The organism is Hoylesella oralis ATCC 33269, from assembly GCF_000185145.2.
Taxonomy (GTDB): domain Bacteria; phylum Bacteroidota; class Bacteroidia; order Bacteroidales; family Bacteroidaceae; genus Prevotella; species Prevotella phocaeensis.
The window spans coordinates 44,323-71,025 of sequence record NZ_GL833116.1 but is presented as its reverse complement, the minus strand read 5'-3'; the positions used below and the strand labels follow the sequence as shown (position 1 = coordinate 71,025).

The 26,703-nt window shown below is 47.3% G+C and carries 20 protein-coding genes and 1 tRNA gene; 12 read left to right on the top strand and 9 right to left on the bottom strand.

Going from position 1 to position 26,703, the window contains the following annotated elements; translation table 11 throughout:
• Window positions 1-6 precede the first annotated feature (6 nt).
• The 4 genes from HMPREF0663_RS00300 to HMPREF0663_RS00285 all read right to left on the bottom strand — a co-directional run bounded on the left by HMPREF0663_RS00300 (window position 7) and on the right by HMPREF0663_RS00285 (window position 7,731).
• Window positions 7-4,245, bottom strand: coding sequence for a cobaltochelatase subunit CobN (locus HMPREF0663_RS00300; protein ID WP_004368001.1), 4,239 nt, complete (start codon window positions 4,243-4,245; stop codon window positions 7-9).
• Window positions 4,246-4,256: 11 nt separating this feature from the next.
• Window positions 4,257-6,482: a TonB-dependent receptor gene (locus HMPREF0663_RS00295; protein WP_016665604.1), complete on the bottom strand. Its 2,226-nt coding sequence runs from the start codon at window positions 6,480-6,482 to the stop codon at window positions 4,257-4,259.
• Between the two features lie 171 nt (window positions 6,483-6,653).
• On the bottom strand, window positions 6,654-7,358 hold the full coding sequence (locus HMPREF0663_RS00290) for an HmuY family protein (protein WP_004367998.1): 705 nt from the start codon (window positions 7,356-7,358) through the stop codon (window positions 6,654-6,656).
• A gap of 299 nt (window positions 7,359-7,657) precedes the next feature.
• Window positions 7,658-7,731 (bottom strand) — tRNA-Thr (locus tag HMPREF0663_RS00285).
• 556 nt (window positions 7,732-8,287) lie between these two features.
• Between HMPREF0663_RS00285 and HMPREF0663_RS00280 the strand changes: the two genes are divergently transcribed.
• From HMPREF0663_RS00280 to HMPREF0663_RS00230, 10 genes are all read left to right on the top strand, one after another.
• The gene (locus HMPREF0663_RS00280; protein ID WP_004367996.1) at window positions 8,288-8,860 is read left to right on the top strand and encodes a DUF4199 domain-containing protein; all 573 of its coding nucleotides are present in this window, start codon (window positions 8,288-8,290) and stop codon (window positions 8,858-8,860) included.
• A gap of 16 nt (window positions 8,861-8,876) precedes the next feature.
• Window positions 8,877-9,839 (top strand): glycosyltransferase family 2 protein, encoded by a 963-nt coding sequence (locus tag HMPREF0663_RS00275; RefSeq protein WP_004367995.1) that lies wholly within the window; start codon window positions 8,877-8,879, stop codon window positions 9,837-9,839.
• 11 nt (window positions 9,840-9,850) lie between these two features.
• Complete coding sequence (locus HMPREF0663_RS00270; protein WP_004367994.1) at window positions 9,851-10,306, top strand: DUF6452 family protein; 456 nt, start codon at window positions 9,851-9,853, stop codon at window positions 10,304-10,306.
• Window positions 10,254-10,949 carry a DUF6048 family protein gene (locus HMPREF0663_RS00265; RefSeq protein WP_023984955.1) on the top strand — a complete coding sequence of 232 codons (696 nt, stop codon included), beginning with the start codon at window positions 10,254-10,256 and terminating at the stop codon, window positions 10,947-10,949. Before HMPREF0663_RS00270 ends, HMPREF0663_RS00265 begins: the two co-directional genes overlap by 53 nt.
• The gene (locus HMPREF0663_RS00260) at window positions 10,946-11,977 is read left to right on the top strand and encodes an FAD:protein FMN transferase (RefSeq protein ID WP_004367992.1); all 1,032 of its coding nucleotides are present in this window, start codon (window positions 10,946-10,948) and stop codon (window positions 11,975-11,977) included. Before HMPREF0663_RS00265 ends, HMPREF0663_RS00260 begins: the two co-directional genes overlap by 4 nt.
• Complete coding sequence (locus HMPREF0663_RS00255) at window positions 11,935-12,708, top strand: Crp/Fnr family transcriptional regulator (RefSeq protein ID WP_309545627.1); 774 nt, start codon at window positions 11,935-11,937, stop codon at window positions 12,706-12,708. Before HMPREF0663_RS00260 ends, HMPREF0663_RS00255 begins: the two co-directional genes overlap by 43 nt.
• 760 nt (window positions 12,709-13,468) lie before the next feature.
• A complete protein-coding gene (locus HMPREF0663_RS00245) occupies window positions 13,469-15,565 on the top strand; it encodes a M3 family metallopeptidase (protein ID WP_004367989.1) in 2,097 nt (698 codons plus the stop codon).
• Window positions 15,562-16,008: a dCMP deaminase family protein gene (locus HMPREF0663_RS00240; RefSeq protein WP_004367988.1), complete on the top strand. Its 447-nt coding sequence runs from the start codon at window positions 15,562-15,564 to the stop codon at window positions 16,006-16,008. Before HMPREF0663_RS00245 ends, HMPREF0663_RS00240 begins: the two co-directional genes overlap by 4 nt.
• Window positions 15,995-17,719, top strand: a complete 1,725-nt coding sequence (locus HMPREF0663_RS00235) for a S41 family peptidase (RefSeq protein WP_004367986.1) — start codon at window positions 15,995-15,997, stop codon at window positions 17,717-17,719. Before HMPREF0663_RS00240 ends, HMPREF0663_RS00235 begins: the two co-directional genes overlap by 14 nt.
• The gene (locus HMPREF0663_RS00230) at window positions 17,712-18,242 is read left to right on the top strand and encodes a 5-formyltetrahydrofolate cyclo-ligase (protein WP_004367984.1); all 531 of its coding nucleotides are present in this window, start codon (window positions 17,712-17,714) and stop codon (window positions 18,240-18,242) included. Before HMPREF0663_RS00235 ends, HMPREF0663_RS00230 begins: the two co-directional genes overlap by 8 nt.
• 379 nt (window positions 18,243-18,621) lie before the next feature.
• Here HMPREF0663_RS00230 and HMPREF0663_RS00225 read toward each other — a convergent pair whose 3' ends face one another.
• Both HMPREF0663_RS00225 and HMPREF0663_RS00220 read right to left on the bottom strand, forming a co-directional pair.
• A complete protein-coding gene (locus tag HMPREF0663_RS00225; protein WP_004367982.1) occupies window positions 18,622-19,212 on the bottom strand; it encodes a DUF4738 domain-containing protein in 591 nt (196 codons plus the stop codon).
• Window positions 19,213-19,364: 152 nt separating this feature from the next.
• Window positions 19,365-19,883, bottom strand: coding sequence for a DUF4890 domain-containing protein (locus tag HMPREF0663_RS00220; protein WP_004367980.1), 519 nt, complete (start codon window positions 19,881-19,883; stop codon window positions 19,365-19,367).
• Window positions 19,884-20,047: 164 nt separating this feature from the next.
• On the opposite strand from HMPREF0663_RS00220, the gene HMPREF0663_RS00215 reads away from it, so the two are divergent.
• Together HMPREF0663_RS00215 and HMPREF0663_RS00210 are read left to right on the top strand one after the other, a co-directional pair.
• The gene (locus HMPREF0663_RS00215) at window positions 20,048-20,719 is read left to right on the top strand and encodes a DUF4230 domain-containing protein (RefSeq protein WP_004367978.1); all 672 of its coding nucleotides are present in this window, start codon (window positions 20,048-20,050) and stop codon (window positions 20,717-20,719) included.
• Window positions 20,709-21,368, top strand: a complete 660-nt coding sequence (locus tag HMPREF0663_RS00210) for a DUF4230 domain-containing protein (RefSeq protein WP_004367976.1) — start codon at window positions 20,709-20,711, stop codon at window positions 21,366-21,368. Before HMPREF0663_RS00215 ends, HMPREF0663_RS00210 begins: the two co-directional genes overlap by 11 nt.
• Window positions 21,369-22,760: 1,392 nt before the next feature.
• On the opposite strand, the gene HMPREF0663_RS00200 is transcribed toward HMPREF0663_RS00210, so the two are convergent.
• The 3 genes from HMPREF0663_RS00200 to HMPREF0663_RS00190 all read right to left on the bottom strand — a co-directional run bounded on the left by HMPREF0663_RS00200 (window position 22,761) and on the right by HMPREF0663_RS00190 (window position 26,641).
• On the bottom strand, window positions 22,761-23,402 hold the full coding sequence (locus HMPREF0663_RS00200; RefSeq protein ID WP_004367972.1) for a response regulator transcription factor: 642 nt from the start codon (window positions 23,400-23,402) through the stop codon (window positions 22,761-22,763).
• A 6-nt stretch (window positions 23,403-23,408) separates the two neighbouring features.
• Window positions 23,409-23,894: a PaaI family thioesterase gene (locus HMPREF0663_RS00195; protein WP_004367971.1), complete on the bottom strand. Its 486-nt coding sequence runs from the start codon at window positions 23,892-23,894 to the stop codon at window positions 23,409-23,411.
• Between the two features lie 206 nt (window positions 23,895-24,100).
• Window positions 24,101-26,641, bottom strand: a complete 2,541-nt coding sequence (locus HMPREF0663_RS00190) for a DUF5686 and carboxypeptidase-like regulatory domain-containing protein (protein WP_004367970.1) — start codon at window positions 26,639-26,641, stop codon at window positions 24,101-24,103.
• Window positions 26,642-26,703 lie beyond the last annotated feature (62 nt).

Below are 26,703 nucleotides of genomic sequence, written 5' to 3'. Positions count from 1 at the left end.
AGGCATTTACTCCATGTTACGCATCTTTCGGTTGCGTCTTACTATCCACAAAAGCAAGATGATGAGCAGAACAGCAACCACACCCACTGCCACATTGTTCAGTACATGCTTCACCGACGACGGTTGTTCGGTGAGTGTTTCTTTCTTCATCTTCATGCCTTTTTGTGCATTTATGCCTGTATTGCGTATTTCTCCGATATTTCTTTCATACTTTTTCGCAGCTTCTTTGTCGGCATTATGGTCGGTAATGAAGCGGCGTAACTTGGCATTATCGCACACAAACCCCGAACACGAAGGCTTATATTTATTCACTAAATCCACGTGCATCTGCGCAAGAGTACCGATTTGCCGGCCATCTGCCTTCCACATACCCTTACGTGCGGCCTCCAACATTACCGCTGTAATCTCCTCGATTGCCGCAGGATTTTGCCTTACAAAGAAATCTTTCACGCCCAGATCATACTTGTCTTTCACATAGACATTATAGATTTCGTTCCACATCTCATCGTCTATCGCCGACGGTTTCATAACTTCCCACCCGAAAGTGTTCTGCACGATGGCGGCAAAGCCGCTTGCCGACGAGGCTCCGCCCTTCATCTGTTCCTTGATATAGGTAGGATTGAAAATGGTGGTACGGCTCTCTACGCCGATCGCCTCTTTCACCTCTTGCATACGTACGTTCTGCCTGTTGCGGTAATCGCTTAGGTATGCATCGGGTTCCTTGCCCGTTACCTTGCGCACAGCGAGGTTCATACCGCCCATAAACTCATAAACATGGTCGAGACTTAGTGCCCCCCATGTATTACTTTGACGCGGTTGAACAACCACATCGGTACGAGTGAGCGCCGCTTCGAAGGCATACTGTTTGAATTGTTCCCAATTTTTAGTGTCGCCATAGAATGCTCCCATGTTGTTCAGATAGACATCTGCCACCTCTGAACGGCGTTCCCATCGGTCGCTGCTCATCACCATAGCTTGGATACCCGTACCGTAATTGCCGTTCATACCGCCGAAAACGCGGCGCGAGGCAAGCTCTCTGGCTTCCTTAGGCGACACGCCTTTCTCCGTCAGAGCACGCTCCGTTTCCTTCAATCCCTCGGCTACTTCGTTCTTATACCTATCGTTTTTGGCCGATGCAGCCATCTCCACGGCCCGATTGATGAGGAACAAACGCGAAGCGGCAAGGTCGCGTAATTGCCCTGAAGTCTGCACCACGATGTCTATTCTGGGGCGTCCGAGTTCGTTAGAAGGTATGAGTTTCAGGTCTGTAACGCGCCCGAAGCTGTCTCTCACAGGCTCCACGCCAAGCATATAGAGCACTTGCGCGATGGTTGCCCCCTCGGTCTCGATGAATTCTCCGCTCCATAAAGTGTAGCTGACCTTACGGGGTATGCTGTCGTTATGGCGCCTGCGATACATCTGTATGGTATTTTCGGCCAAGTCTTTCCCCTTCTCCCATGCCGATTCACTGGGCGTAGATTCGGCATTGATGCCATACATATTGCGGCCAGTTGGAATTGTATTGGGGTTAGCAATGGGATCTCCGCCCGGCGAAGGCATGGTGTAGCCACCGTTCATAGCATTGACGATACTGCTGAGTTCGAGCTGCGGACTTGCCAAGAGGTTCTTCTTATAGGTCGAAACGTTACGGATGGTACGCTCGAGTTCCGCTACTGCGAAGGCAAAATCCTTATCGTGCTTGGCATAAGCGGGCTCCTTAGCTGCCATACCCGGCATTCCTCCCATGCCTTTAAGGCCTTTTGCCGGCGGCATACCGGCCTGCTGTTTCGGCATTTTGCCCCGCATAGCAGGCATAGGACCTCTCATCTTCGGCATTCCCTTCATCATATTCGCTTTATTCCTACCGCCTCCGACCATCATCATAGCCATCATATCCTTGGGTGCGGTGAGCGTCTGATACACTTCACGTGCCTTTGCAAGCTGAGCAGGCGTAATGTTCGCCGTAGCGCAAACTACGGCATCGGTGGCATAGGCAGGATTGGCAAGCAACTTAGCCACCAAGGCTTTTGCCGGATTAAGATAACGCTGTGTAAACAACACCTTACGTTTTGCCACGCTGGCATCGGCACGTCCCTGCGCTTTGTCTATGGCATAAACCGAATAGGCTATGGGATCGGTGCACATAGCATATACGCTGCTCACTATTCGGGCAGGCTCATAAGGCACGCCCAAGGTATAAAGTTGACCGTTAATCTTGGCGGTTGCAATCTCTTCAGCATAGTTGTCGATGCGCAAGATATCGTCTTCATTGTAGGGTTTTGCCATAACCGAGTCGAGTCCGAGCTCGCGATGTATGCCCAACTTCACGGCTATAGCCTTCACATCCAGCGAGGCTTTCTCTATTCCGGCCCTATGGTGTGCCACTTTATCGTTATATATTTTAATCTTCTCTGCAAGGTCATGATACGTTCCACGTAGGTTACTCTCCATGAAGGGAGCCGTTAGATACGTCTGAAGTCCGGCATACGAACGCCGTTTAGCTATCAAACCTTCGCCCACATTGCCTATTGTATAAAGATAAAAGTGCGGAGTTGTGCCTACCAGACGGTCGGGCCAGTCGAGATTACTCAATGCAACTTGCTTCTTAGGCGTAAACTCTAAGCTGCCATGAGTGCCGAAATGTATCAGCACATCTGCCTTAAATCCGTATCTCGTCCATAGGTAAGAAGCAATATAGGTGTGGGGAGGAGCGGCGTCGGTGCCGTGAACTACCTTAAACGCATTATCGCCCTTGCCGGCCGCATTCTGCGGAAGAAGCACCACATTTCCGAAACGTAAGCGTGCTATACCGAGCTTCCCGTCGGGCGTACTCATATATTTACCCGGGAAATTGCCATAGGCTTTCACCACTTCGGCATACTTCTCTGGACGGAGAGAGGCCTTTACCCATGCCTCGTACTGCCTCTTTGCGATAAGTTCAGGGTGCCCATTCTTCATAAATTCGCCCAATGCACCTTCGGCATACTGCCCGAATACCGCTCCTTGATGCTGTATCATGCGCTCGAGTTGCGCCGAAGAAGCGGGTAATCCGGCCACGTTATAGCCCTCGTTGCGTAGCTTTAGCAGCAGATTATATAGCGAAGGGCCCACTTCCATGCCGCCTGCAGTCATGGCATTCTGCCCGGGTCCTTTGTAATAATATATGGCCACGCGCTTTTCTTTGTTGGGTTTATGCCTAAGATTTATATAGTTGTTTACCGTCTTTACGAAATCTTCAAGACGCTCAGGTATCGCTGCCACGTACCGTAAACCGTCGTTCCCCTCGTAATGACCGAAGAGGGCAAACGACCGAAGCGCCCCGTCTATCTCCGGCGTAACCACGCTTTGCGAGAGGAAACCGCCGCTCATACCCATCTTATCAGCTTCCCATTCCTTTACCAAACGGTTCACATTCAGGGGTGCGAAGAGGGGTATATTCCTCGTTTTCAGATAGTTTACCATGTTATCTCCCATGCGCCCGTGAGCCATATTGATAACGGCCGCCACGGGTATGCTGTCGGCATGATGCCCCTCTATGAACTCTCTGATGGAGTTGACGGGATATACCGTGTTGCCCGTATCTTCGAGACGGGCGATCAACTCTTTAGGTTCGCCGATGGAACCCGTAATGATTATTGCCGGTGCATGGACTTTTAGCAAACCATTACGGTGCAGATATTTACGGTATTCGGCCACCGAATGGAATTGAATAGGCTCTCTATCGGCATCAGACCTATCGTATGTGTATAACAGACCGTACTTCTGTTCCACCAATACATGGGGTTTAGGAGCGTAAATCAGCTTGCCATCAATGTATTTACGTACATAACTCAGCATACTCCTGTAGTTTTCTTGACCGCCGTTCGCTATGTATTTCCTCAACGTATCGGCAACTATCGAGTCCATAGAGGTAAAATCGTTGTCGGGATTGGTAATCATAGTACTGACAATAGGTACTCCTTTCTTTCGTGCCCGCTCTATCTGTTCGCGCTGTTCCTCCGTCAAGCGCAGTCCCATGGCCTCTATACACACGGCATCATAACCGTCGAGGCTGCTTAAATCGTCTGCCTCCACGTCGTCGATCTTAATAAACGGGTTGTCGTTTGCCTTGGCAATCCTGCCAAGCGTAATGGTTTGGTAGTTTACAAAGGCAATACGTGTGGCACAGAACCACTTCTGCCACGCGTATATGCACAAGGCAAGCAGCATAAGTGCCGCTACACCGATTATTATTTTCTTCTTCATCTTGCCATGGATTAGAGTTTAAACATGTCTGAAATATTGATTCCGAGCGTTGCTACATACGTTATACCGTTCTGAGGCAACTGTACTGCCGAGTCTGCAGCCTTGTCCTTATAGTTGAAGATGTTGTCTATCATCAGCCCGAGTGTAATGCCTCGCGGCAGTTCCGACCGCAAATTGACCGAACAGAGCGTGCGGGCATCGTACACGGAACGGGTGTACGCCTTGGTTTTACTGTCGTAAGAATAGCGCGTGATGCGCGATACCCATTGGCTGTTTAAGGCAACTGTCTCCGTTGTCTTGCCGAAACGGTGTTTGTAGAGCGTGCTGAAACGTGCGCTATGCGGCCGAATCCACGACATATTATAACCGTCTTTCTTGTCAAAGTCGTTGATGTAAGCGTAGGCTCCGGAGAAACGAAGCCCGCAAGGCAGCATGTAATTGGCCGTAAGTTCTACACCTGTCGTCTTTACATTGAACGAATTGGCATAACGCATGTTCCATGATTTGCCGGGTTCTATATATTCATAGGTGATTTTATTCTTGTAACGATTGTGATAGACAGACACTGCGAGGTTCAAACCTTTATGGTCGTACTCTACCGAAGCCGATAACTGACTGCCTTCTTCGGGCTTCAAATCTTTGTTGCCATACATCATAATGCCCGTTCCTCCCATGTTGTACTCCTGATAGAGTTCTTTCAGATTAGGAATACGGTATCCCTGCGAATAACCTGCACGCAGGGTAATGCGCTTCCAAGGACGGTATAAAGCCGAGATCTTCGGCGTGAGATGGAACTTATAATGTAACCCCTTGTCGCCACGCAAACCAAGAACAACATCGATATTATCGGCAATATGCCAGTCTTCTTGCAGGCAGAGAGAGAATTGGTTCATGTGTACGTTGGCGGTATCTTTCATGAAATGATGCTTCAGGTCTTCGCGCAAAAAGTCTACACCGCCGCTGATAGTATGCTTGCCAAAGGTTCCTGTATAATACATACGCACGGTGTTGTTGATATTGCGATAAACCTTTTCTTTCAAATCCACACGGTCATATACATTATTCTTTATATAAATATCGCGGATATACGAAAGTTCCAAGCTCTGATTATCGACAAATTGCCACTTTAAACGGCCGCTCAACACGAGGTCTTCGTATCTCTGATGAAATCTGGCATTGAGATATGTGGCACGCGTATTGGCATAGTAAGAAGCTCTGACATAAGCACTGAGCCGGTCGGTAAAGTTGTACGACAGCTTTTGCGATAAGTCCATGATGCGATAGCCGTAGATATAAGCCGCCGTAGGCTTGGCCTCTGTTTTGGTTACAGTGCCGTCGGGATTAAGCGTTTCGGTCACTTTACCCTTGTCATCGCTTACAAGATAGGTGTCTCTTTTGCGAAACGTGAACGATGTAAGTGATGAGAAGCGCTTCAAGTTGGTACCTGTAGAGGCGGTATATTGCTCTCCGTTATGCCCGGCATAGCGGGCATGCAGGCGTACATTTACCGGACGAACGCTCTTCTTGGTAATTATATTGATGACACCTCCAATTGCACGGCTGTCATACAGTGTGGATGCCGCCCCTCGAACGACTTCTATCCGCTCTATATCATCTATATTGAACCGGCTGTAGTCTATGTTACTGGCGCCACCCTCACCACTTATCCGCTCTCCATCGAGCAAGAAGAGTACTGCCTTGCTATCCATACCCTGATAGGTTATCTCCGGAACTTGGCTCATCGTGTTATAATAGAACTGTACACCGGGCAAGGTGTACTCCAAGAGGGTAGTTATATCGGCGGGATTTACGTTATCTATCTCTTCTCGAGAGATAACTCGCGTGATTACAGGTACATCCTTCAGCGGACGTTCGCTACGTGTACCCGTGACAACAACCTCGTTAAGATTGGTTTCTGCAGGGATTAACCTTATTATAAAGGGCGGATGTCCGCTCGAGGGAACCGTTATACGACGCGTAACATACCCAACAAAGCTCACCCGAAGGCTATATACCCGGTCTTTTTGGAAATCTATCGCAAATTCACCTTTGGCATTCGTTCCGGTATTGATATTTGTACCTTCGACAGAGATAGTGGCTCCCGCAAGCGGACCGCCGTCTACCGAAACTACCACGCCTTTAACGGTGTACTTGGGAGGCGAGACAGGACCGGCACCCCTTACGTTAACCCACGCTACAGCAAGCTGCAAAAAGAGGAGATATAGAAATTTATTCATGTTCTTATTCCTCATTATTCATTAAAGATCAATGAAACATAAGGATTGTTTTGCGGTTGCCGGACAGACAGACAGGCATGCCGGCAAAAACGGAACAACACAAAAAACAGCACTTGAATATTACCTGCCGCCATCTACCCGACCGTCAACCACAAAATACCCTTACTTCTATTACGCGTTTTTCTTTATTAATTTGTAATCGAACTTAATCATTTTCTGCTTTCCGGTATCATCCAAATAGTCGTTGAACTTAAGAAGAGCATAGCTACCATCCTTGAATTTCACCACAAAAACCTTATCGCTCAACGTACGTTTGGGCGGCATACCCACGCTGGTAAGCCATTTACCCAGAACCAAATTGGCCTGTCCTTTGGAATATCCCATCAGATTTTTCTGCATACCAGCCATATCTACAACAATAAAGATATCCTTGTCAGCCTCATAGGTTCCGCTTGTAAGATCGGTTAATTTAACCTTATCGAGCATCGTCTCCTTAGTTATCATCGCCTCGCCCCCATTGGTTCGCACGTCATAAACATGGAAAGCCAAGTGCCAAGTCTTGGGTTCGTTAGGCGTACCTGCCTTGACCGTCTTTGTTACCTCGTAGGCAAGCGAGCCGTCTGCATTCCTTTTATACTTTCCGTTTTCTACAATTAGCTGGTGATATTCCCATTCGTTCACATCTTTTCTTATAGCAGTATCACCGTTTTCAAGATTTACAAAAACCCATGAATCGTATGCTGAAGCCGGAAACGAGGCACTCTTGGCTTTTACATCTTTAGGATCTACTCGGTTTGCAGGTTCGTCATTATTGTTGCTACATGCCGAAACAATAATCATAACAAGGCATAATGCCAAAAATAGTTTGGTTTTCATCGTTTAAAATTAAATTGTTAAATTTGAATTAATTAGCTTATCGATTGCAAAATTAAGTTCTTTCCATCGGCCGTACAATACTAAAAAAGGGGTATTTTTTCTAAGCGGAAAGGGTGCAAGGAAAAGCATACGAATACACACAACAACCTACCAATCAACGCTTTACACAACACACACCAGTTCTACAGCTACCATGTGTGCTACCTACTTCTATCTAATCATAATTAGTGATTGGCATAAAAAGATATAAAAAAGTAAAAAAGAGATGCCACGCAAAGCATGCATCTCTTGAATATTCGAGCCTCTTGTCGGATTCGAACCAACGACCCCGAGATTACAAATCACGTGCTCTGGCCAACTGAGCTAAAGAGGCAAGGCGGGTAAGCTATTCATATCGCGCCGCTACAACCAACTACCTTTGCTACGTTCCCGTCCTGGAGGATTCGATGGGAGCTGACCGTATGAGACTTACCCATATACATTAAAACGGATGCAAAGGTAATCAATTTATACCGAATGGCGCAACAACAAGAGCGTTTTTCCATCTCTTTTAACATCTTTTGGGGGTTCTATTCTGTCCGTACGGCACCGCTATCGATTACTCATTGCTTGCCTTTCTTCCACGTTCTTTATTTCTTTTACCGGAAAGGATAAGGAGAGAATGCGCTTCTCCACTTAAAAAGGAAAGACAACTCCCATCCGATTTCCCCCTACAGAGGGGAGTTAGAGGGGGATTATGCAATCTATTGATTATGAATACGTGCCAAACGCCTTTCTTACATTGCCTGTCTGATTGCCTCAGACAGGCAATGTAAGCCGCTTAAACGGCATATCTGCCCGCGACAGGTGGTACACCTATAGGTAAAAAATCGAAAAATTACAACCCGAACACATACAATATGCAATAAATTGACTACTTTTGCATCAGTATGATAAATATCGCTTCGTTAATACAGCTCAAGGCTTTTGCGCAGCAAGACGGTGCCCTGCTCAGCCTTTTATGGCTTGTAGGTTTCGTCTCGATGGTACTTGTACCGGTTCCGTTTCTCAATGAACTGGTCGTACTTGCCACGCCTTTCTTCGTCGGATGGCGGCTGTTCAAGTTTCGTAACTACGCTTTGAGCGGCATAATCTCTTACCGCCGCGCGTTCGGCTACTGCTTCTATACCTTTTTATACAGCTCTCTAATCTTCGCAGTGGCACAGGGTTTATACTTTCAGTTCCTCGATCACGGCAAGTTTACGGCACTCCTAAATCAGGTAGTAAGCGTTAACGCCGCCGCTTATCGGGCCATGGGGATAGACAGCAAGCAGCTGATAGAGTCGGTAGGCATACTCGCCGATTTGAGTGCAATAGAGAAAGCATTCCTCTTTATGATGCAAAATATCATGGTAGCCATACCGCTTTCGCTGTTCATAGCCGTCTTCGGTGCGAAGAAGGCCCCCACCATGAAGCTGCCGGAGCATAGGAACGGGCACCCCATAGATAAAGAAAACAAATAACAAGCAAACTATACAGATGGATATTACAATCGTCGTACCCCTATTCAACGAGGCAGAATCGCTGCCCGAACTCTATGCGTGGATCGAACGCGTGATGCAGGCAAACCGCTTCTCTTACGAAGTAATATTCGTAAACGATGGTTCTACCGATGCTTCATGGCAGGTTATCGAGCAGTTGAGCGCACAGTCGGAACACGTAAAGGGCATTAAATTCCGCCGTAACTACGGCAAAAGTCCCGCGTTATACTGCGGTTTCAAAGAGGCACAGGGCGATGTCGTCATCACTATGGATGCCGATTTACAGGACTCACCCGACGAAATACCGGAACTCTACCGAATGATTACCGAAGACGGATACGATCTTGTGTCGGGATATAAGCAGAAACGTTACGATCCGATAAGCAAAACATTGCCGACAAAACTATTCAATGCCACCGCAAGACGGATAAGCGGAATACGAAACCTGCACGACTTTAACTGCGGACTCAAGGCATATCGTCGCGATGTAGTGAAGAATATCGAGGTTTATGGCGAAATGCATCGCTACATACCTTATATAGCTAAGAACGCCGGATTTAGCAAAATCGGCGAAAAGGTGGTGCATCATCAGGCGCGAAAGTACGGATCTTCGAAGTTCGGACTGAACCGCTTCTTCAACGGTTACTTAGACCTGATAACGCTATGGTTCCTCAGTAACTTCGGCAAAAAGCCCATGCACGTGTTCGGACTGTTGGGTTCGTTCATGTTCTTCATCGGCCTTATCGCCGTTATCTTCATCGGTGCCGACAAGTTCTATGCCCTTGCCAACGGCATACCCCAACGCCTCATCACCGACAGTCCGTGGTTCTACATCGCCCTGACCACTATGCTAATCGGCACACAACTCTTTTTAGCGGGCTTCCTTGGCGATCTTATCAGCCGTTCAAACCCCACCCGTAACGATTATCAAATAGAAAAAACGATCCGATGCGAAGAATAATCCTGCCATGCATGGCTATTGTAATGCTAACGGCATGCTCGTCTATCGACTGTCCATTGAATAGTGCCGTGGCTACATATTATAAATTAGCCGGCAATATTACCACGCTAAGCGACACGCTCACCATCTCTACCACACGTAACGACGGCAACGACACGGTGATACTGAACCGTGCAACGGCGGTAGACAGCTTTTCGCTGCCCATGAGTCATGCTGCCGCCCGCGACACATTCTACTTTGAAGTGAAGCGCGTGGGCGGAGCAACCACGATAGACACCGTGCGTATCGCCAAGGAAGACCACCCCCATTTCGAGTCGATAGACTGCAATCCGGCGGTATTCCATAAAATCAACGGCGTGGAATGCACGTACCATGTCCTCGACTCCATCGTTGTAAAAAAAGCAAACGTAGATTATGATTACACCAAAGCGCATTTCCATGTTTACTTTAAGGCTGCTGGCGAGTAGTTGCATGATGCTTTCGGCACTGACAGGCAGTGCACAACAGCCCAAAAGAATTGTACCGGAAAAGACCGACACCATAGCTACGTTTCGGGGAGTGGCGGTGTCTGCCGACCTCGTAGGCTTGGGGCAACTCGTCTTGAGCGGCTACGGACAACTGGAAGCTGCACTGCGCGTGAACATCAAAGATAAGTATTTTCCCGTCGTCGAGCTCGGTTTAGGGCGGGCGAATGCCGACGACGTGACCACCAGACTTACCTACAAAGCCACCGCTCCATACGGAAAAGCAGGCTTAGACTTCAACATGATGAGAAACAAGCACGACGACTATCGGCTGTATTTGGGCTTTCGTTACGCTTTCACATCATTTAAATACGACATAGAGCACCCGGGTATCATCGATCCGGTGTGGGGTGGAGTGCATAACTTCGGCGCTCAAGGCGTGAAAGGCAGCTATCATTGGCTGGAAGGCGTGGCAGGCATCGACGCTAAAATATGGGGGGCGTTCCGCTTGGGGTGGAGTGTAAGATACAAACGACGCCTGTTTCATACCGCCGGAGAGATAGGTGAACCGTGGTATGTGCCCGGTTTCGGGCGCGCAGGCGGTGCAAAGTTCGGTGCTACATTCAATGTAATCCTCGAAATATGACAGATAACAAGAAACGTAAAAGACTGTTCTGGCAGGTGCCTTTCTTGCTTGCACTGATCGCAGGCACGGTATACATCATCCGTCAACAGCAGTCCATGCCCTATCAGCACGACAGTGGATTTATCTTCGGAACGGTGTATAACATCACTTACCAGAGCGACCAAAACCTGCAAAACGAGATTGTAGCGCAGTTGAACAAGGTGGATGCCTCGCTTTCAACTTTCAACAAAGGCTCGATTATATCGCAGGTAAACATGAATAAGGATGTGGCTGTAGACGATATGTTTAGGGAAGTGTTCGAACAGGCACAACAAATATCGGCGGAAACCGGCGGTGCATTCGATATAACCGTGGCACCTATGGTCAATCTATGGGGCTTCGGCTTCAAAAACAATATGCATCCGTCGCCACAAACCATAGACAGTCTACGCGCCATAGTGGGATACAAAAAGGTTAGTTTGGCAGCCAATCGGGTGAAGAAGCAAGACCGGCGCATCATGCTCGACTGCTCTGCCATTGCCAAAGGTTATGGTTGCGACGTTGTGGCACGCTATCTACGCAGCAAAGACATAAAGAATTTCATGATTGAAATAGGCGGAGAAGTGGTCACAAGCGGCATCAGCGAGAAACGTTTGCCGTGGAGAATAGGGGTAACCAAGCCCACAGACGACTCTACCCGCATCGACCAAGAGCTGCAGACGGTGCTAAACGTTACGGATAAAGCCATGGCTACGAGCGGCAACTACCGCAACTTCTACTACAAGGGCGGTAAGAAATATGCCCACACCATAGATCCTAAGACGGGCAGACCGGTACAACACAGCTTGCTCTCGGCCACTGTATTGGCGCCAAATTGCGCTACAGCCGACGCATACGCCACGGCTTTCATGGTAATGGGTATAGAGAAAGCCAAACAGGTGTTGCAGAAACATCCCGAACTGATGGCCTACTTCATCTACGCCGATGCCGAAGGAAAGACTTCGGTATGGCATTCGCCCTCGATGGACGGCAAGTTCGTGGCCGAATAACACCCTGCGCGCGGCCGCTTCATCCCCCATCCGATAACCCTATAAACAACGCATTGCCCATGCCCATGCTGCATTTATACGACAAATTGCTTACGCTTCCGCTCTTTCAAGGGCTGAGCCATAACGATTTGTCGCAGATTGTAGAACAAATACCTTTTGAGTTTAAGGCGTTTAAAGAGCAAGATGTTATCGTTAAAGAAGACACCCCGTGCAGCAATATGGTATTCCTGCTCGACGGAGTGGTAGAAACTACGGCATGGTCGGACGACAGACAATACTCATTAAAAGAACAACTAAAAGCGCCGAACGTACTGCAACCCGAACGTATCTTCGGTCTTACGCAGCGTTATACGCGTACTTATCAGGCTCTCACACGGTGCGGTACGCTCTTTCTGAGAAAGGAATATGTGGTTAGCATGTCGTCTTCTTACGACATATTCCGTACCAATCTGCTTAACATTCTGTCTACCCAGAGCCAGCGTTTCCAGCATCGACCGTGGATAAGGCAGCCTCATAGCCTGCGCGAACGTATCGTTCGTTTCTTCATAGACCACTGTCTATACCCTGCCGGAAGCAAGGACTTCAAGATCAAGATGACACAGTTAGGGGCCGAAGTGAACGACAGTAGGCTCGATGTTTCGCGTGCCTTGAACGAGATGCAGGCCGAAGGACTGCTCATACTCAGCCGAAATCATATCGTTATTCCTGCAATGGAACGATTGATTATGTAGGGAATTTTAACCTCCCCCGGCCCCTCCGAAGGAGGGGGGTGCCTTGCGGAAAGCGGATAAATGGGGGATGTGGGGACCTCCCCCGGCCCCTCCGAAGGAGGGGGGTGCCTCGCGGAAAGCGGATAGGGATGGGATATTGCGACCTCCCCCGGCCCCTCCAAAGGAGGGGGGTGCCTCGCGGAAGAGGGGTAAACACACTATACGTAGGAGTTTTCTTGCCTTTTTGTTTGGAGTGAGGGCGCAGTTTAAACATACTTCTCTCCTTGGAAAAGAGAGACAGAGAGGGGATGGATTGCTTCAGGGTATCATGTTTCAGCCCCTCACAATTTACCCTTATTAAAGGGAGAGGTGTGGTGTTCGCGCTTAATTTATAACCTGTTGGTTAATAATATGTTATGTGTATTGCCGTTAGAGGGTGTGTCTGTCTGCTTCAGATGGTGTTTCTAACAGACTTAGATGGCATTTCTATGCTCCGCAGGTAGTTGCTTCGGTTGAACTGCGGGAACTTAACTCGCACATCATTTTATACATGTATCATAAAAACGGAATGGCACAACAGGCCTTAGATAAGCCAAATCCCTACAATACACCCATTAATCACTCCTCCCTCCTCCTTAATCCATCAACCCTACACCCCTCCTTTGGAGGGGACGGGGGAGGTCCCCACTCGTCTTGTAATATTCGTTAAAAATGCTATTTATAATAATGTGTCTCTGATATTTTTACTATTTTTGCAAGTAAAATAGATGGTACGATTAGTATGAATGAAAAGAATATAGAGAACACAGAACACCAAAATCCCTTCTTCCTGCCCTATGAAACGCCGCACAACACGGTGCCTTTCGATCGTATTCGGACATCCGACTACGAAAAAGCATTCATGGAAGGCATACAACGCGACGATGAAGAGATAGAAAAGATAACGAACAACCCCGATGAACCGACTTTCGACAACACTATCATACATGTAGACACCTCGAAGGGAGAACATTATTATGACCTGCTCGATAGGGTTTCGAACGTTTTTTCGTGCATGTTATCGGCCGAGACCAACGATGAACTCGACGAATTGGCACAGAAAATGAGTCCGATACTTACCAAACATGCCAACGATGTAATGCTTAACGAACGCATGTTTGCACGGGTAAAGCACGTTTACCAGCACCCCGACCGCAAACTTTCGTCCGAAGAACAAATGCTGCTCGATAAATGTTACGACGGTTTTGTGCGTAGCGGAGCGCTGTTGAATGAAGCCGGAAAGAAGCAACTCAGGCAACTTACCGAAGAAGCAGCCATGCTCTCGCTGCAATTCTCGCAAAACCTATTGAAAGAAAACAAGGCTTTCGAACTGCATATAACCGATGAGAAACAGCTTGACGGACTGCCTGAAACGGCACGAGAAGCGGCGGCTTTGGCTGCTAAAGAGAAAGGATCGGAGGGGTGGATATTCACTCTCGACTTTCCAAGTTTCTCGCCTTTCATGACTTATTCTACCCAACGCGACCTGCGTAAACGCATGTATATGGCGCGAAACACGGAATGTACGCACGATAATACGGAAAACAATCTCGACATTTGCAAGCGTCTGATCAACCTGCGTCGCGAAATAGCGCAGTTACTCGGCTATGATACCTACGCCGACTATGTGCTCAAGCACCGCATGGCAAGCAATGTAGGCAACGTATATAAGCTTTTAGACGAATTGATCGATGCCTATAAACCCGCAGCACAGAAAGAAGTGGCCGAGATAGAGGCTATGGCAAAGCAGATGGAAGGAAGCGATTTCGAGCTTATGCCGTGGGACTTCGGCTATTACAGCCATAAGCTGCAGATGGAGAAATATAATATCGACGCTGAAATGCTGCGCCCCTACTTCGAACTTTCCAACGTTATCCGAGGTGTATTCGGTCTGGCTACGCGTCTTTACGGCATCACCTTCGAGGAGAACAAAGATATTCCGGTGTATCATAAAGACGTGAAAGCCTACGATGTTTTCGATAAAGACGGCTCTTATCTTGCCGTTTTGTATACCGATTTCCACCCCCGTAAAGGCAAACAGGGGGGCGCTTGGATGACGGAATTCCAAGGACAATGGATCGATCATAAGGGCAACAACGTGCGTCCGCATGCCAGTCTGGTAATGAATTTTACCAAACCTACCGCCGACAAACCAGCCCTGCTGACGCTCGGAGAGGTAGAAACATTCCTGCATGAGTTCGGGCATTCCCTGCACGGAATATTCGCCAACACCCGTTTCGAGAGCCTTTCAGGCACGAATGTTTGGTGGGATTTCGTTGAATTACCCTCGCAATTCATGGAGAACTTTGCCGTTGAAAAAGAGTTCCTGCGTACGTTTGCCTTTCATTACCGAACGGGCGAAGTCATTCCCGACGACCTGATAGAGCGCATTATCCGCAGCCGTAACTTCAACGCAGCCTACGGCTGTATGCGGCAGGTGGCTTTCTGTCTGCTCGACATGGCCTATTACACGAAGACAGAAGCATTTACCGACGATATTATCCCCTTTGAAAAGCAGGCATGGAAGCGGGCTATGGTAACGCCACAACTGCCGGATACCTGTATGACAACGCAATTCAGCCACATTATGGCAGGTGGTTATGCGGCCGGATACTACAGTTACAAGTGGGCAGAAGTGCTGGATGCCGATACTTTCGGTGTATTCAAACGCAACGGGATATTCGATCAAAAGACGGCACAAAGCTTTCGCGACAACATTCTATCGCGCGGAGGAACCGAACACCCAATGATTCTATACAAGCGATTTCGCGGTCAGGAGCCCACTATACAGGCGCTGCTCGAACGCGATGGCATCGGTAAAACCAAAATAGAAATATGACATCGGCAGACGAGAAGCAGCAGAAATTAGACCTACGCTACCTGCGTATGGCTCGCGTGTGGGCAGAAAACAGCTATTGCAAACGCCGCCAAGTGGGCGCACTTGTAGTAAAAAACAAGATGATAATTAGCGATGGTTACAACGGAACGCCCAGTGGATTTGAGAATGTCTGTGAAGATGAAAACAGTATCACCAAGCCCTACGTGCTCCATGCAGAAGCTAATGCTATTACAAAACTGGCACGCAGCTCTAACAACAGCGACGGTTCCACGCTTTATGTAACCGCTTCGCCCTGCATAGAATGCGCTAAACTCATCATACAAGCAGGCATTAAGCGCGTTGTCTACGGCGAACGTTACCGCTTAGAAGACGGTATCAACCTGCTTAGGAGAGCAAACATCGAAGTTATATATTTAAACCCCGACGAATATGAATCAGAATAAAAACCGATACATGCCGCTGCTGATGGCGCTCTGCGTGGTTATCGGCATCATCATAGGTTCTTTCTATGCGAACCATTCCTCCGGAAATCGGCTGAATATCATTAATTCAGGCAGCAAAAGACTTAACGATTTGTTGCATATCATCGACGATCAATACGTTGATAAGGTAGATGTAGACTTGCTGGTAGAGAAAGCTATCCCGCAAATTCTTGCCGAACTCGATCCCCATTCGGTGTATATAAACGCCAAAGACGTGCAGGCTGCCAACGATGATCTTAAAGGATCGTTCTCTGGAGTAGGCATTGAATTTACGATACGTCAGGACACTATCCATGTTCAAAACGTAATCAAGAACGGTCCGGCAGAACGTGCAGGGCTCTTAGCCGGCGATAAGATCGTTACTGTAGATGGCAAGAAATTCGTCGGAAAGGCCGTTACGAACGAAGAGGCCATGCATAGATTGAAGGGACCTAAGGATACTAAGGTCCGTATAGGGGTGCTGCGTTACGGACAGAAGAAAGTGAAAGAGTTCACAGTTACGCGAGGCGACATTCCTTTAAAGAGCATCGGAGCCGCATACATGCTCGATGACAGCACGGGCTATATACGCATCAAGAGCTTCGGAGAAACCACCTATCCCGAACTGCTTATAGCTTTAGCCAAGTTATCCCAAAGGAATTTCTCAAATCTCATCATCGATTTGCGCGACAATACGGGCGGTTACCTGCAATCGGCCGTACAGATAGCGAACGAATTCCTACCCAACAACAAACTTATAGTGTACACCCAAGGTCGCAAATCGCCCCGCCAAGACTACAAGAGCAATGGTCATGGCAGCTATCAAAGGATACCTCTCGTGGTTTTAATCAACGAAGGATCGGCTTCAGCATCGGAGATATTTGCGGGAGCCATGCAGGATAACGACCGTGCCACTATCATCGGGCGCCGCTCTTTCGGCAAAGGACTGGTGCAACAGCAAATAGGTTTCCCCGACGGCAGTATGATCCGTCTGACCATTGCACGCTATTATACACCGTCAGGAAGGTGCATTCAGAAGCCTTATACGTTGGGAGATGACGCCAATTATGCCCAAGATCTGCTCACACGCTATAAACATGGCGAGTTTTTCTCGCAAGACTCTATTAAACACACCGGTCCCGCATATCACACAAGTATAGGGCGTACGGTTTACGGAGGTGGCGGAATTACCCCCGACATCTTTGTTCCGGAGGATACAGTCGACGTAACTTCCTATTATAAACAGGCAAGCATGAGCGGACTCATCCTGCAGTTTGCATTCACATATACCGACGACAACCGTCTTAAACTGAATACTTTCAAAGAGATGACCGCAATGGCAGACTATCTGATTAAGCAAAATATGGTAGACAAGTTTGCCGTATATGCCGACAAGCATGGCCTTAAACGCCGGAATTTGATGATACAACGTTCGCATAAACTGTTGGAACGATTTATCAACAGTCGTATTATTTACAACATGCTCGATGAAGAAGCGTGGAACAGATATATCAATATGGATGATCCGGTGATAGGTACAGCACTGGAAGTATTTAAAAACAAGGCGGCTTTTCCGCAGAAACCCGCTCCCAAGACAGTGCCGAAACGAACGCAAAAGGTAGCCGTTGCGCCCAATATACCCTACGAGTACCGCCCTTTGCATGCCTTTCCACATCTGACAGCCCATGCTTAAAAGCGAGATAAGAAGCGAAATACGCCTACGGAAGCGGCAGTTCACGCCCGAAAGATTGCGCGAACTGTCGCTTCGTATTATGCAGAGACTGACGGAACACCCGCGAATAGCGGCGGCCAAAACTGTACTCATGTACTATTCGCTGCCCGATGAACCGGATACACACGATACCATCGACCGCCTTGCAAGTATGGGTAAACGCATACTACTGCCCGTGGTAACAGGCGAAGAAACCATGATTTTACGCGAATATTACGGTGAAAAAGACCTGCAGAAAGGCAGTCTCAGTATTATGGAGCCCACAGGTGAACCGTTTACAGCCTATGAGGAAATCGACGTTGCAGTTATACCGGGTATGGCATTCGATACAAACGGCAACCGTCTGGGGCGCGGGCGGGGCTATTACGACCGCTTTCTACGGCCGCTGCCCTATATATATAAAATAGGTGTATGCTTCGATTTCCAAAAATTATCCTGCATTCCGACCGACGAAAACGATGTGCGTATGCAAGAAATATTATAGGAATAGGTGAAGCAGTCACTCTCTAACTCCCCCCTGTAGGGAGAGAATAGACCTTAGAAATGTTATGAATATGGATACTTCTCTCTTTTCCAAGGGGAGATAGAAAAAAGAACAAACGAAACTATCGGCGCATCGCAGCGATAATACGACGGCTGAAAACTTCTTATATTATGGAGGCCGAACTTCTGTATACAGAAAAAATAGAAACGTTAGAAGTCTTCGTTAAGGCTTTAGAAAGAAACATCTATCATTACAACAATAAAAGAATAAAACTCTGATTAGATAGAAAGAGTCCGGTGCAATACCAGACTCTTTCCAAATTCAGATAATGTTTAACACATCTAACTTTGCGGGAAAACTTCAGATCAGAGGTCCTGCATCACATACCTTCCTCCTCTGCAAGATCGATTTCCGACTTCTTTGTGCTCCCTTCACCACCTGTATCGAGCTGATTATCCTTACTTATCTCTACACTGCCAAGATTAGAAATCTTCAGCAGAAGCGGCATGTATTCATCGCTCATCTTATCGGGAGAACCCACACTCGCTGCAAATATCAGCCGTTTACCCACTACCTGATCGTACACGATGCCCAATAAGGCGCCGTTCTTGCGATATGTAGCTTCGAGAGATGCATCGAAATCTGCTTTCGTAAACGTACGACAAAAGAACTCCGTGCCGTTGCTACGCAAGATACGCACCGTAATTCGGTTGTCGAAATACTTATTCCCAGAGCCATCGTCGGCAAGCGGAAGCGAAGTATCTGCCACGCGTTTCACCTCTATCTTATAATGCGATCCCAACCATTCCACATCACGAGTCTGCGAATAATCACCCACTTTCTGCGTTGCCTTGGGCTTCTGCTTCACCGGTTTGGGTGCAATAATGCGATTACTGTCCGATTTACCGCCGCAAGATGCAATACCTACCACCGCAACGGCCACCGTCAATAGCATAAAAAGCTTTTTCATACCTCAATCATTTTAGATTACAAAGGTAACATATTTATCCGACAAATACGAAAAATGGCGCTTCCTAAATAACTCAGGAAGCGCCGTTGCCTTTAATCAAACCAAATACCATTGAAGATTGCAGTGATATAATAAAAGTTCAGTTAGTGCCGTTATTCGGTTTTCTTTGGCGGTTTAGTTCCGATTTGCTTACCAAAACGGGCACCACGACCATGGCGGTGTTGCATCTGTTTTGCATCGCTTTCGTACTTGGCATATTGCTCTTCGGTCATTATCTCTTTCAGTTCGCTGCGATAGGCAGCCATATTCTCCTGCATTTCTTTATGTTCAGCCTGCATAGCTTCACTATCTGGGCGTGGCGGACGCGGCATCGAGTCACGCAACAGCGGCGGTTGACTGCCGTCATCGGGCCGTTTACCTTTATTAAAACACCTGTCGCAACCTTCCATCGGAGACATCTTGCCGGCATATCTGGCATTAAGTTCGAGGAGTTTCTTTGCCTGTTTCTTGTTCAAACCGTACTTCTCTACCATACGGTCGGTATGTATTTTCACCATTTGTTCCGTATCGGGCTTCTTTCTGTCGTTATCCTGCCATCTATCTTCACGTGCCATAACCGATACGCTCAGCATCAGCAAGGCAACCATTGTCATCATCATCTTCTTTTTCATTTTCACTACATTTTAATTGTTCGTACATAATCGTTTCTACGTTGCAACTACCAGTTTGACGTAGAGCGGTCGTAAAAGTTTAACGAGAGACGAAAAAATGTGCGCTACCTCCTACAATTTGACATATTTTTGCTATCTTTGCGCGAGTATTAACATATTCTATAATGACGAAAAAGCTATTATATTTCGTGCTCATATTGCCTTTTATCATGTCCTGTTCAGGCAAACAGGCACCCAAGGAGACGCTTGCAGTAGACACAATTCCCATGATGGTGATGCAAATACAGAAGTGTTCGCGGCTCTACACGGCAGAAGTACGCGTGCATAAGATAGTGACTCATGATGACACGAAGAAGCTGGAAGGCAAGATTTTGCAGAAAAGTTTCAGCATAGATCTGCCGCTCGGCGAACGTAAGGTGGCCATCCCGATGGATGCTACGGTAAAGGCATATGTAGATTTCGATGGCTTCAGCGCAAACAATGTGCATCGGAACGGGCGCAAGATAGAAATAACATTGCCCGATCCCAAGGTAACTCTCACCGGTACACGCATCAACCACGACGACGTGAAACAGTATGTAGCCATGCTGCGCAGCAATTTTACCGATGCCGAACTTACCTCTTACGAACGGCAGGGGCGCGAGGCAATCATAAAAGACATACCGCAGATGGGTATTATAGAGACTGCTCGTGAGAGTGCGGCACGCATCTTAGTGCCTATGATTGTACAAATGGGCTACAAAGAAGAGGATATCACCATCAGTTTCCGTAAGAAATTCACGTGGCAGGATATACCTGAAATCTTAGAAAAAACGACAAACGAACATGGAAAATAATAGGAATAAGCTGCAGGGAAGGCTGAAAAGACTTTACAGAATGATGCCGCAAAGCATGCAGATATCCATTGTTGCAGTGGTGTTAATAGTGCTTGTGGGTATTCCGGCGCTGGTATGGCTCACCAATAATAACAGCATAGGCATCACACAAAATAATCGTATCGACATTACACCTACGCAGATACGCTCCATAGAGCGCATAGGAGAATGGGAATTTCTATCGATCAGCGATGAAGAACTGGTAGACACGGTGCGACATGGGTTCTTCGGAGATGCCCAACTCGTACGTATTTATTACGGTACATTGCGCCTCGGAGTGAACTTGCACGAGGCTAAACCCGGCTGGATAAAGGCAAATAAAGATACTATCGTGGCCACCTTGCCGCCCATTAAATTACTTTCGAACGACTTCATTGATGAAGCTCGCAGTCGTTCTTTCTATGAAAGCGGCTCATGGACAGAGGCTTCACGCGACGCACTTTACCGTAAAGCCTATGTTGCCATGAAGAAACGGTGCCTGAACAGTAGTAACATAGCAGCGGCAGAGCAGAATGCTATCGCGCAATTCAATAATCTATTGCGGTCGATGGGGTTCAAGTTTGTACATGTAAAGTTTGAGAATAACCGCGAAACAAAGAGCAAGAAATAAGACTAAGCGATACTTGGACTAGCTCTAACTCCTCGCTGTGGAAAGAGAATAGAGTGGGGAGAAAGGAAAGGGAGAGGGGGTGTAGGGACCTCCCCCAGCCCCTCCGAAGGAGGGGGGTGCCTCGCGGAAAGCGGATAAGGATGGGATATTGCGACCTCCCTCTGTCCCTCCAAAGGAGGGATGTGCCTTGCGGAGGTTGGATTAAGCATGGATATGGCGGCCTCCCCCAGCCCCTCCGAAGGAGGGGGGTACCTCGCGGAAAGCGGATAGATGCGAAATGTAAACTTTCATCTTTACTCTTTTAAAAGAAATGGTGATTTAGTTTAATTATGCTTCTACCCTTTCCAAGGGGAGATGGAAAAGGGACCGATTTCTTTTGTTTGCCATGTTCAATCCCCTCCCGCCCTATCTTTTCCAAGAAGAGGGGCATCCTTTTATAACCTCTTCCAATCCATATTCTCCCCCTACAGGGAGGAGTCAGAGGGAGGCCATGCACCATCTTACAACTTACTCCTGTCCATATTCTTCACTTACAGGGGAGAGTTGGAGAAAGACGACCTATCTCTTTCCAAGGGGAAGGGTATGTTATATTGCATGAATTCCGTTTGTTTTCGAACGTAGAAAAAAGTGATTAGAAATGAAAGAGGGAGGGGATGAAGATGAAATATAAGAAATGAAAAATAAACGCTTGATAGCTGTATTGCAGGTATTTAGTCTACATAAATTCCCTTTGGTAATATTGTTTGCACGATACATGTATATGAATTTAGACAAACAAAATCCTTACGTTTCTGTCAGACCGTCTGTCTATCGGGCACAGATGGCATATCTATCAAATTTAAGTTACACATCTAATAAAGATATCCTGTATATCTGCCTGTTTAAATTCTTTTGTCTCTTTCAATTGGATGGATAAGGAAAGAGTACTTCCTTGTCCACTTATCTGCTTCATTCCAACTTTTTTCTCTAATTAGAGAGGTAAGGAAAAATTGTTCTATCACCCCTCTGTCACCTCTTTCTAAGGGGAAAAGTATGGTTAGACTGCGCTTTCGCTCCAAACAGAAAAGCATGAAAAGTCCCACATGTAGCGTGTTAATCCGACTTCCGCAAGGCACACCCCTCCTTCGGAGGGGCTGGGGGAGGCCGCCATATCCATGCTTAATCCAACCTCCGCAAGGCACATCCCTCCTTCGGAGGGGCTGGGGGAGGTTGCAATATCCCATCCTTATCCGCTTTCCGCGAGGCACACCCCTCCTTCGGAGGGGCTGGGGGAGGTCCCTACACCCCCTCTCCCTCTCTTTTCTCCCCTCTCTATTCTCTTTCCACAGCGAGGAGTTAGAGCAGAGCTAAGGCCAGAATAAGGCCCTCCGCACATCCCATTATCGCTAAAATTCAGATATAATATTCCGCCGAGTCCACCAATCCGGCGCGGAGAGCATACTTGGTTGCCTCGTGTACATTGTTCACTCCGAGCTTACGGAATATATTTTTACGATGAGTATTCACGGTATGGAAACTCGAAAAACGTTTTTCGGCAATCTCACGGGTGGTCATTCCGAGCGCGATATCTTTCAGCACTTCGGTCTCTGTACGTGTAAGTTTCACCTGCTCCTGTTCGCGTGTTTCGGGCACGAGCAGCAACTCCGTCATGCGCTGACAGATAAACCTCCGGCCACGCATGGCAAAACTGAGTGCCTCGCGTATCTCCTGCAATGGCGATTCTTTCAGTAAAACGCTGAATTGCGGACTTGACGCAATGATCATACGCACGAAATCTGTACTTAAATCTTCGCTGAACAACACCCAATGAACATTACCGAAACGCTGACTAAGTATCAGCAGTTCGGCTGCATCATTGATATCGAAGAGCGTGTAGTCGAGCACAACGATGCTGTCGGGAGCCTCGCGCAACGCATTTATCAGTTCGGTCTTGTCTTCCGTAAACTTATAATCGGTATCTGAAAAGCCACCCAACAAGAACATCAGACCGGCACGGGTGATGCCTTGCCTGTCTGCTAAAAGAAATCTTTTCATACCTTATTACATAGATAGCAGTTGCTCGTCTACCGCATCGCAGCGGGTGAAACCCATCTCGCGTGCCTTATCCGGACCGAACGTAAAATACACGGCAGTGCCTTCCACGCATGTTTCGCCGCGACTGTTCTCTATGGTTGCATCGATAAAAGCGAGGTTTCGCTTCATCTCTCTGATACGGGCACGCACGGTAAGTTGCTGTTCTGTTACCGCTACGGGGTGCCGGTAATTAACTTCGAGCCGCGAGGTAACGCCCGTAGTCTGCAGCTTTCGCGATACTGTCCAGCCCGCAATCTCGTCGATAATGGTGCTCAGAATACCGCCGTGCACGGTGTTTACCCAACCTTGCAGGTGCTCCTGCGGCCGGAGGAATGAAATAATGTAATCGCCGTCTTCATAGAATTCCATGTGAAGACCTATCGGATTTTCGGGGTTACAGCCAAAACAATCGTAACCATCTTTCCCTATCCACGGGTTTATTAGCTTCCTCATACATCTTTATCGTTTAGCGATATCTTGACAGTAGGGCCGGTTTATCACCGACATTGCTGCTTGCCAAATTTGTTTGCTGTTCGTTGCAAAGATAACGATTTATACTGAAAGCCGAAAAAAAAAGCATATTTAAACGCGATATTCATATCGGGTTCGGCAAACAACGGAATGTCTTACAGATGACAGAAGCCTCCTCGGAAAGTGGTTTAGAAGCTCATCATGAAGCCGAAACGTATACCATTCTTCTTCGTATCGGCATGGCCGTTGTAATTGAAACGGTGAACAAAGTCGACTGCAAAGAACTTGAATATATTATGTACACCCGCTACGAGTTCCATGTAAGGTGCTTTCGGATCCATCACATGCGCACCCTGCGGGAAGCTGAACAGCATATCATCGCCATTATTTTGCGCAAGAAAAGGGTTATTCTTATCTGTCAACTTGCCGAACATACCCTTGAAAGCCACATATTCACGCCACTTGAGCTTCTTAACAAGCGGAATACGGTTAAGAAGTTTGCCGTTTAAGTCCCACGAAACGGCCCAATAAGCATAACGGTCGGTAAGAAATTCCATGTTACGCATCAGACTGAACGTACCTTCCTCCTCGAAATACGAGAGGTTCACAGGCGGCATGATGAGCAAAGGAAACGGCACTTTGTTCCATTGAGCGCCTGCATTGAGGTGCATGTCTATATATCCCCAGCTGCCAAGCCATTGACGTTTGTACACTCCAAGTTCGGTTAAGTTCAGATTGTATTGCCCTCCAAGCACGTGTTTCAGCCCTATAGTGTGGCTAATGGTAAACTCTGGGCTATCAAGATTTATGGGCCAGCGCTGCTGTTTGGTGTTTACGAAGGTTTGTCCGGGGCAGAATTTAAAGCCAAGTTTATACTCTGTCGTACGTATCTTATAGGTCTCGCTGCCGTCGAGCTTCTTTATGAAGCGCAATCCGCCTGCAACTTCGTTGCTTTCTGCCTTTAACGACGTACTTACACTTAATCCCCAATCGGTTTCGTAGATAAAAGAAAGTTTCTGACGATTATAGAAATACATCTGTTCAACCTTCTGCGAGCGGAACGTCATGAACACATTATCCTTATTATGCAGCAAAAATTTATCGGCAGGAGACATAACATCGTACGCTGTTTCTAATATCAAATTGCGTTGGGGGAACTCAAAAGGCGAGTTCTTCTTTTTGTTTATCGACCACGTAAGCTCACTTCCATAGTATGTTTTGTGCGAAGAAACGCCACGGGCGATATATCCGTTCCAGAAAAAGTGAGGATTTAGCGCCGCCATCGTGCGTCCGCTGAGGCGAAAGCGATAACCGTCGACGAAGTTATGCGATATGAATGTGTTGATCGGACCGAAATCGAACTTGCTTTTAGTCTTAAGGGAACCGGTCTCGACATAATTTTCTAACAGCGCTTTTACGCCAATCAGTACCCATTTGAAGTTCTTTGATTGCTCCATTCTATGCACAAAAGCATCCATAGACGACTCACCTTTCGTAAGTTCCACGGTGCGGTATTGGTTCCAGAAAGCCTCATCACGGATCATAGCATCGGCTTCATGCCTCGTTTTAGCCTTGCCCTTAAAGAGTTTGTTGGGCAGTTCATCGAAGGCATAATCCGTTAAACGGGTGTTACGCACTACAAGTATCTTCGACAGGAAGCTCGTTAACGACAGTTCGGCCCACATGTCATCTTTGGAAAGTGCCCATTCTCCGTTGTCGAGCTTGGTATATTCTTGGGTGAGATGCATGTTCTGTACGAAATTCACATCGCTTTTATGCGGAATAGTGAGGTCGCATTTCTTCACATGAAGTGTAGAATCAGCCAACACATATAGGTCTCCACGGAAGCCAAAGTCCTGCTGATTGTTGGGAATGAACTGCAAATGATAGCACAAATCACGGTCGACATACACCGTATCTTCTATATAATAGCGGTAGAAAGAGATGGCTGTCTCGCCGATAGGACTTGTGAACGGGTACTGCAAAAGGCGGATATGATCGTCATAGAGGTCGACATCGGTAAACACTTCTTTAAGCAATGTGTTCAATATCTCGCCTGTCTGTATCACGTTGTTGACGCCCTGACTCTGCTGTCCCTTAATGATATCTTTCTCACTCTTGGGTTCTTTCCGATATATATGCTGTGTTACGGTCTCGTCGACGGACACCGGAAGGATGAGTTTATTATTATAAGGACTGGTTTCTATTTGGTCTATCATCCACTGAGCCTTCTTGGAAGAGCCCTGCATGGCGTCGTTGGGATTGATGTCATTCAATGCCAGCGATATTTTCTGGTATTTGTTGTACTGATAATAATCATGGTTATCGAGGTGAGTTCGCTTTTTGGCGGCGATCACCCGCCGCATCAACTCCACCGCAGGGTTATCCTTACGCGAGTAGCGACCACGCCGAGACTTCACAAGCACCTCAGTCAAGTTCTTCGTATCTTCCTTTAACACGATCTTCATCGTAGAAGGAGTCTTCGCATCCACCTTTATCGTCTGCGCTTTAAAGCCCATCGAACTGAACGTAAGTGCCCATCCTTCGTGCCTATCTATAGTAAAATGACCGTTCATATCGCTGGATACAGCAATATGATGCCCCTTATACATGGCGCTGGCATAAGCTATAGGAAAACCATTCGTATCTACAATGTCACCTGAAATCTGCGCCTTGGCACTCGTTACCAAGGCTATTATCATGATAAATATCCCAATAACCTTCTTCACATCAATAAAAATATAAACGCGTTTGCGCTACTTAATATTAATAAATATGGCTGCAAAGGTAT

What these genes read in the sequence shown, in the direction of transcription:
- HMPREF0663_RS00300 (WP_004368001.1), bottom strand. Translation starts at nt 4,245, where the DNA reads ATGAAGAAGAAAATAATAATCGGTGTAGCGGCACTTATGCTGCTTGCC.
- HMPREF0663_RS00295 (WP_016665604.1), bottom strand. Translation starts at nt 6,482, where the DNA reads ATGAATAAATTTCTATATCTCCTCTTTTTGCAGCTTGCTGTAGCGTGG.
- HMPREF0663_RS00290 (WP_004367998.1), bottom strand. Translation starts at nt 7,358, where the DNA reads ATGAAAACCAAACTATTTTTGGCATTATGCCTTGTTATGATTATTGTT.
- HMPREF0663_RS00280 (WP_004367996.1), top strand. Translation starts at nt 8,288, where the DNA reads ATGATAAATATCGCTTCGTTAATACAGCTCAAGGCTTTTGCGCAGCAA.
- HMPREF0663_RS00275 (WP_004367995.1), top strand. Translation starts at nt 8,877, where the DNA reads ATGGATATTACAATCGTCGTACCCCTATTCAACGAGGCAGAATCGCTG.
- HMPREF0663_RS00270 (WP_004367994.1), top strand. Translation starts at nt 9,851, where the DNA reads ATGGCTATTGTAATGCTAACGGCATGCTCGTCTATCGACTGTCCATTG.
- HMPREF0663_RS00265 (WP_023984955.1), top strand. Translation starts at nt 10,254, where the DNA reads ATGATTACACCAAAGCGCATTTCCATGTTTACTTTAAGGCTGCTGGCG.
- HMPREF0663_RS00260 (WP_004367992.1), top strand. Translation starts at nt 10,946, where the DNA reads ATGACAGATAACAAGAAACGTAAAAGACTGTTCTGGCAGGTGCCTTTC.
- HMPREF0663_RS00255 (WP_309545627.1), top strand. Translation starts at nt 11,935, where the DNA reads ATGGCATTCGCCCTCGATGGACGGCAAGTTCGTGGCCGAATAACACCC.
- HMPREF0663_RS00245 (WP_004367989.1), top strand. Translation starts at nt 13,469, where the DNA reads ATGAATGAAAAGAATATAGAGAACACAGAACACCAAAATCCCTTCTTC.
- HMPREF0663_RS00240 (WP_004367988.1), top strand. Translation starts at nt 15,562, where the DNA reads ATGACATCGGCAGACGAGAAGCAGCAGAAATTAGACCTACGCTACCTG.
- HMPREF0663_RS00235 (WP_004367986.1), top strand. Translation starts at nt 15,995, where the DNA reads ATGAATCAGAATAAAAACCGATACATGCCGCTGCTGATGGCGCTCTGC.
- HMPREF0663_RS00230 (WP_004367984.1), top strand. Translation starts at nt 17,712, where the DNA reads ATGCTTAAAAGCGAGATAAGAAGCGAAATACGCCTACGGAAGCGGCAG.
- HMPREF0663_RS00225 (WP_004367982.1), bottom strand. Translation starts at nt 19,212, where the DNA reads ATGAAAAAGCTTTTTATGCTATTGACGGTGGCCGTTGCGGTGGTAGGT.
- HMPREF0663_RS00220 (WP_004367980.1), bottom strand. Translation starts at nt 19,883, where the DNA reads ATGAAAAAGAAGATGATGATGACAATGGTTGCCTTGCTGATGCTGAGC.
- HMPREF0663_RS00215 (WP_004367978.1), top strand. Translation starts at nt 20,048, where the DNA reads ATGACGAAAAAGCTATTATATTTCGTGCTCATATTGCCTTTTATCATG.
- HMPREF0663_RS00210 (WP_004367976.1), top strand. Translation starts at nt 20,709, where the DNA reads ATGGAAAATAATAGGAATAAGCTGCAGGGAAGGCTGAAAAGACTTTAC.
- HMPREF0663_RS00200 (WP_004367972.1), bottom strand. Translation starts at nt 23,402, where the DNA reads ATGAAAAGATTTCTTTTAGCAGACAGGCAAGGCATCACCCGTGCCGGT.
- HMPREF0663_RS00195 (WP_004367971.1), bottom strand. Translation starts at nt 23,894, where the DNA reads ATGAGGAAGCTAATAAACCCGTGGATAGGGAAAGATGGTTACGATTGT.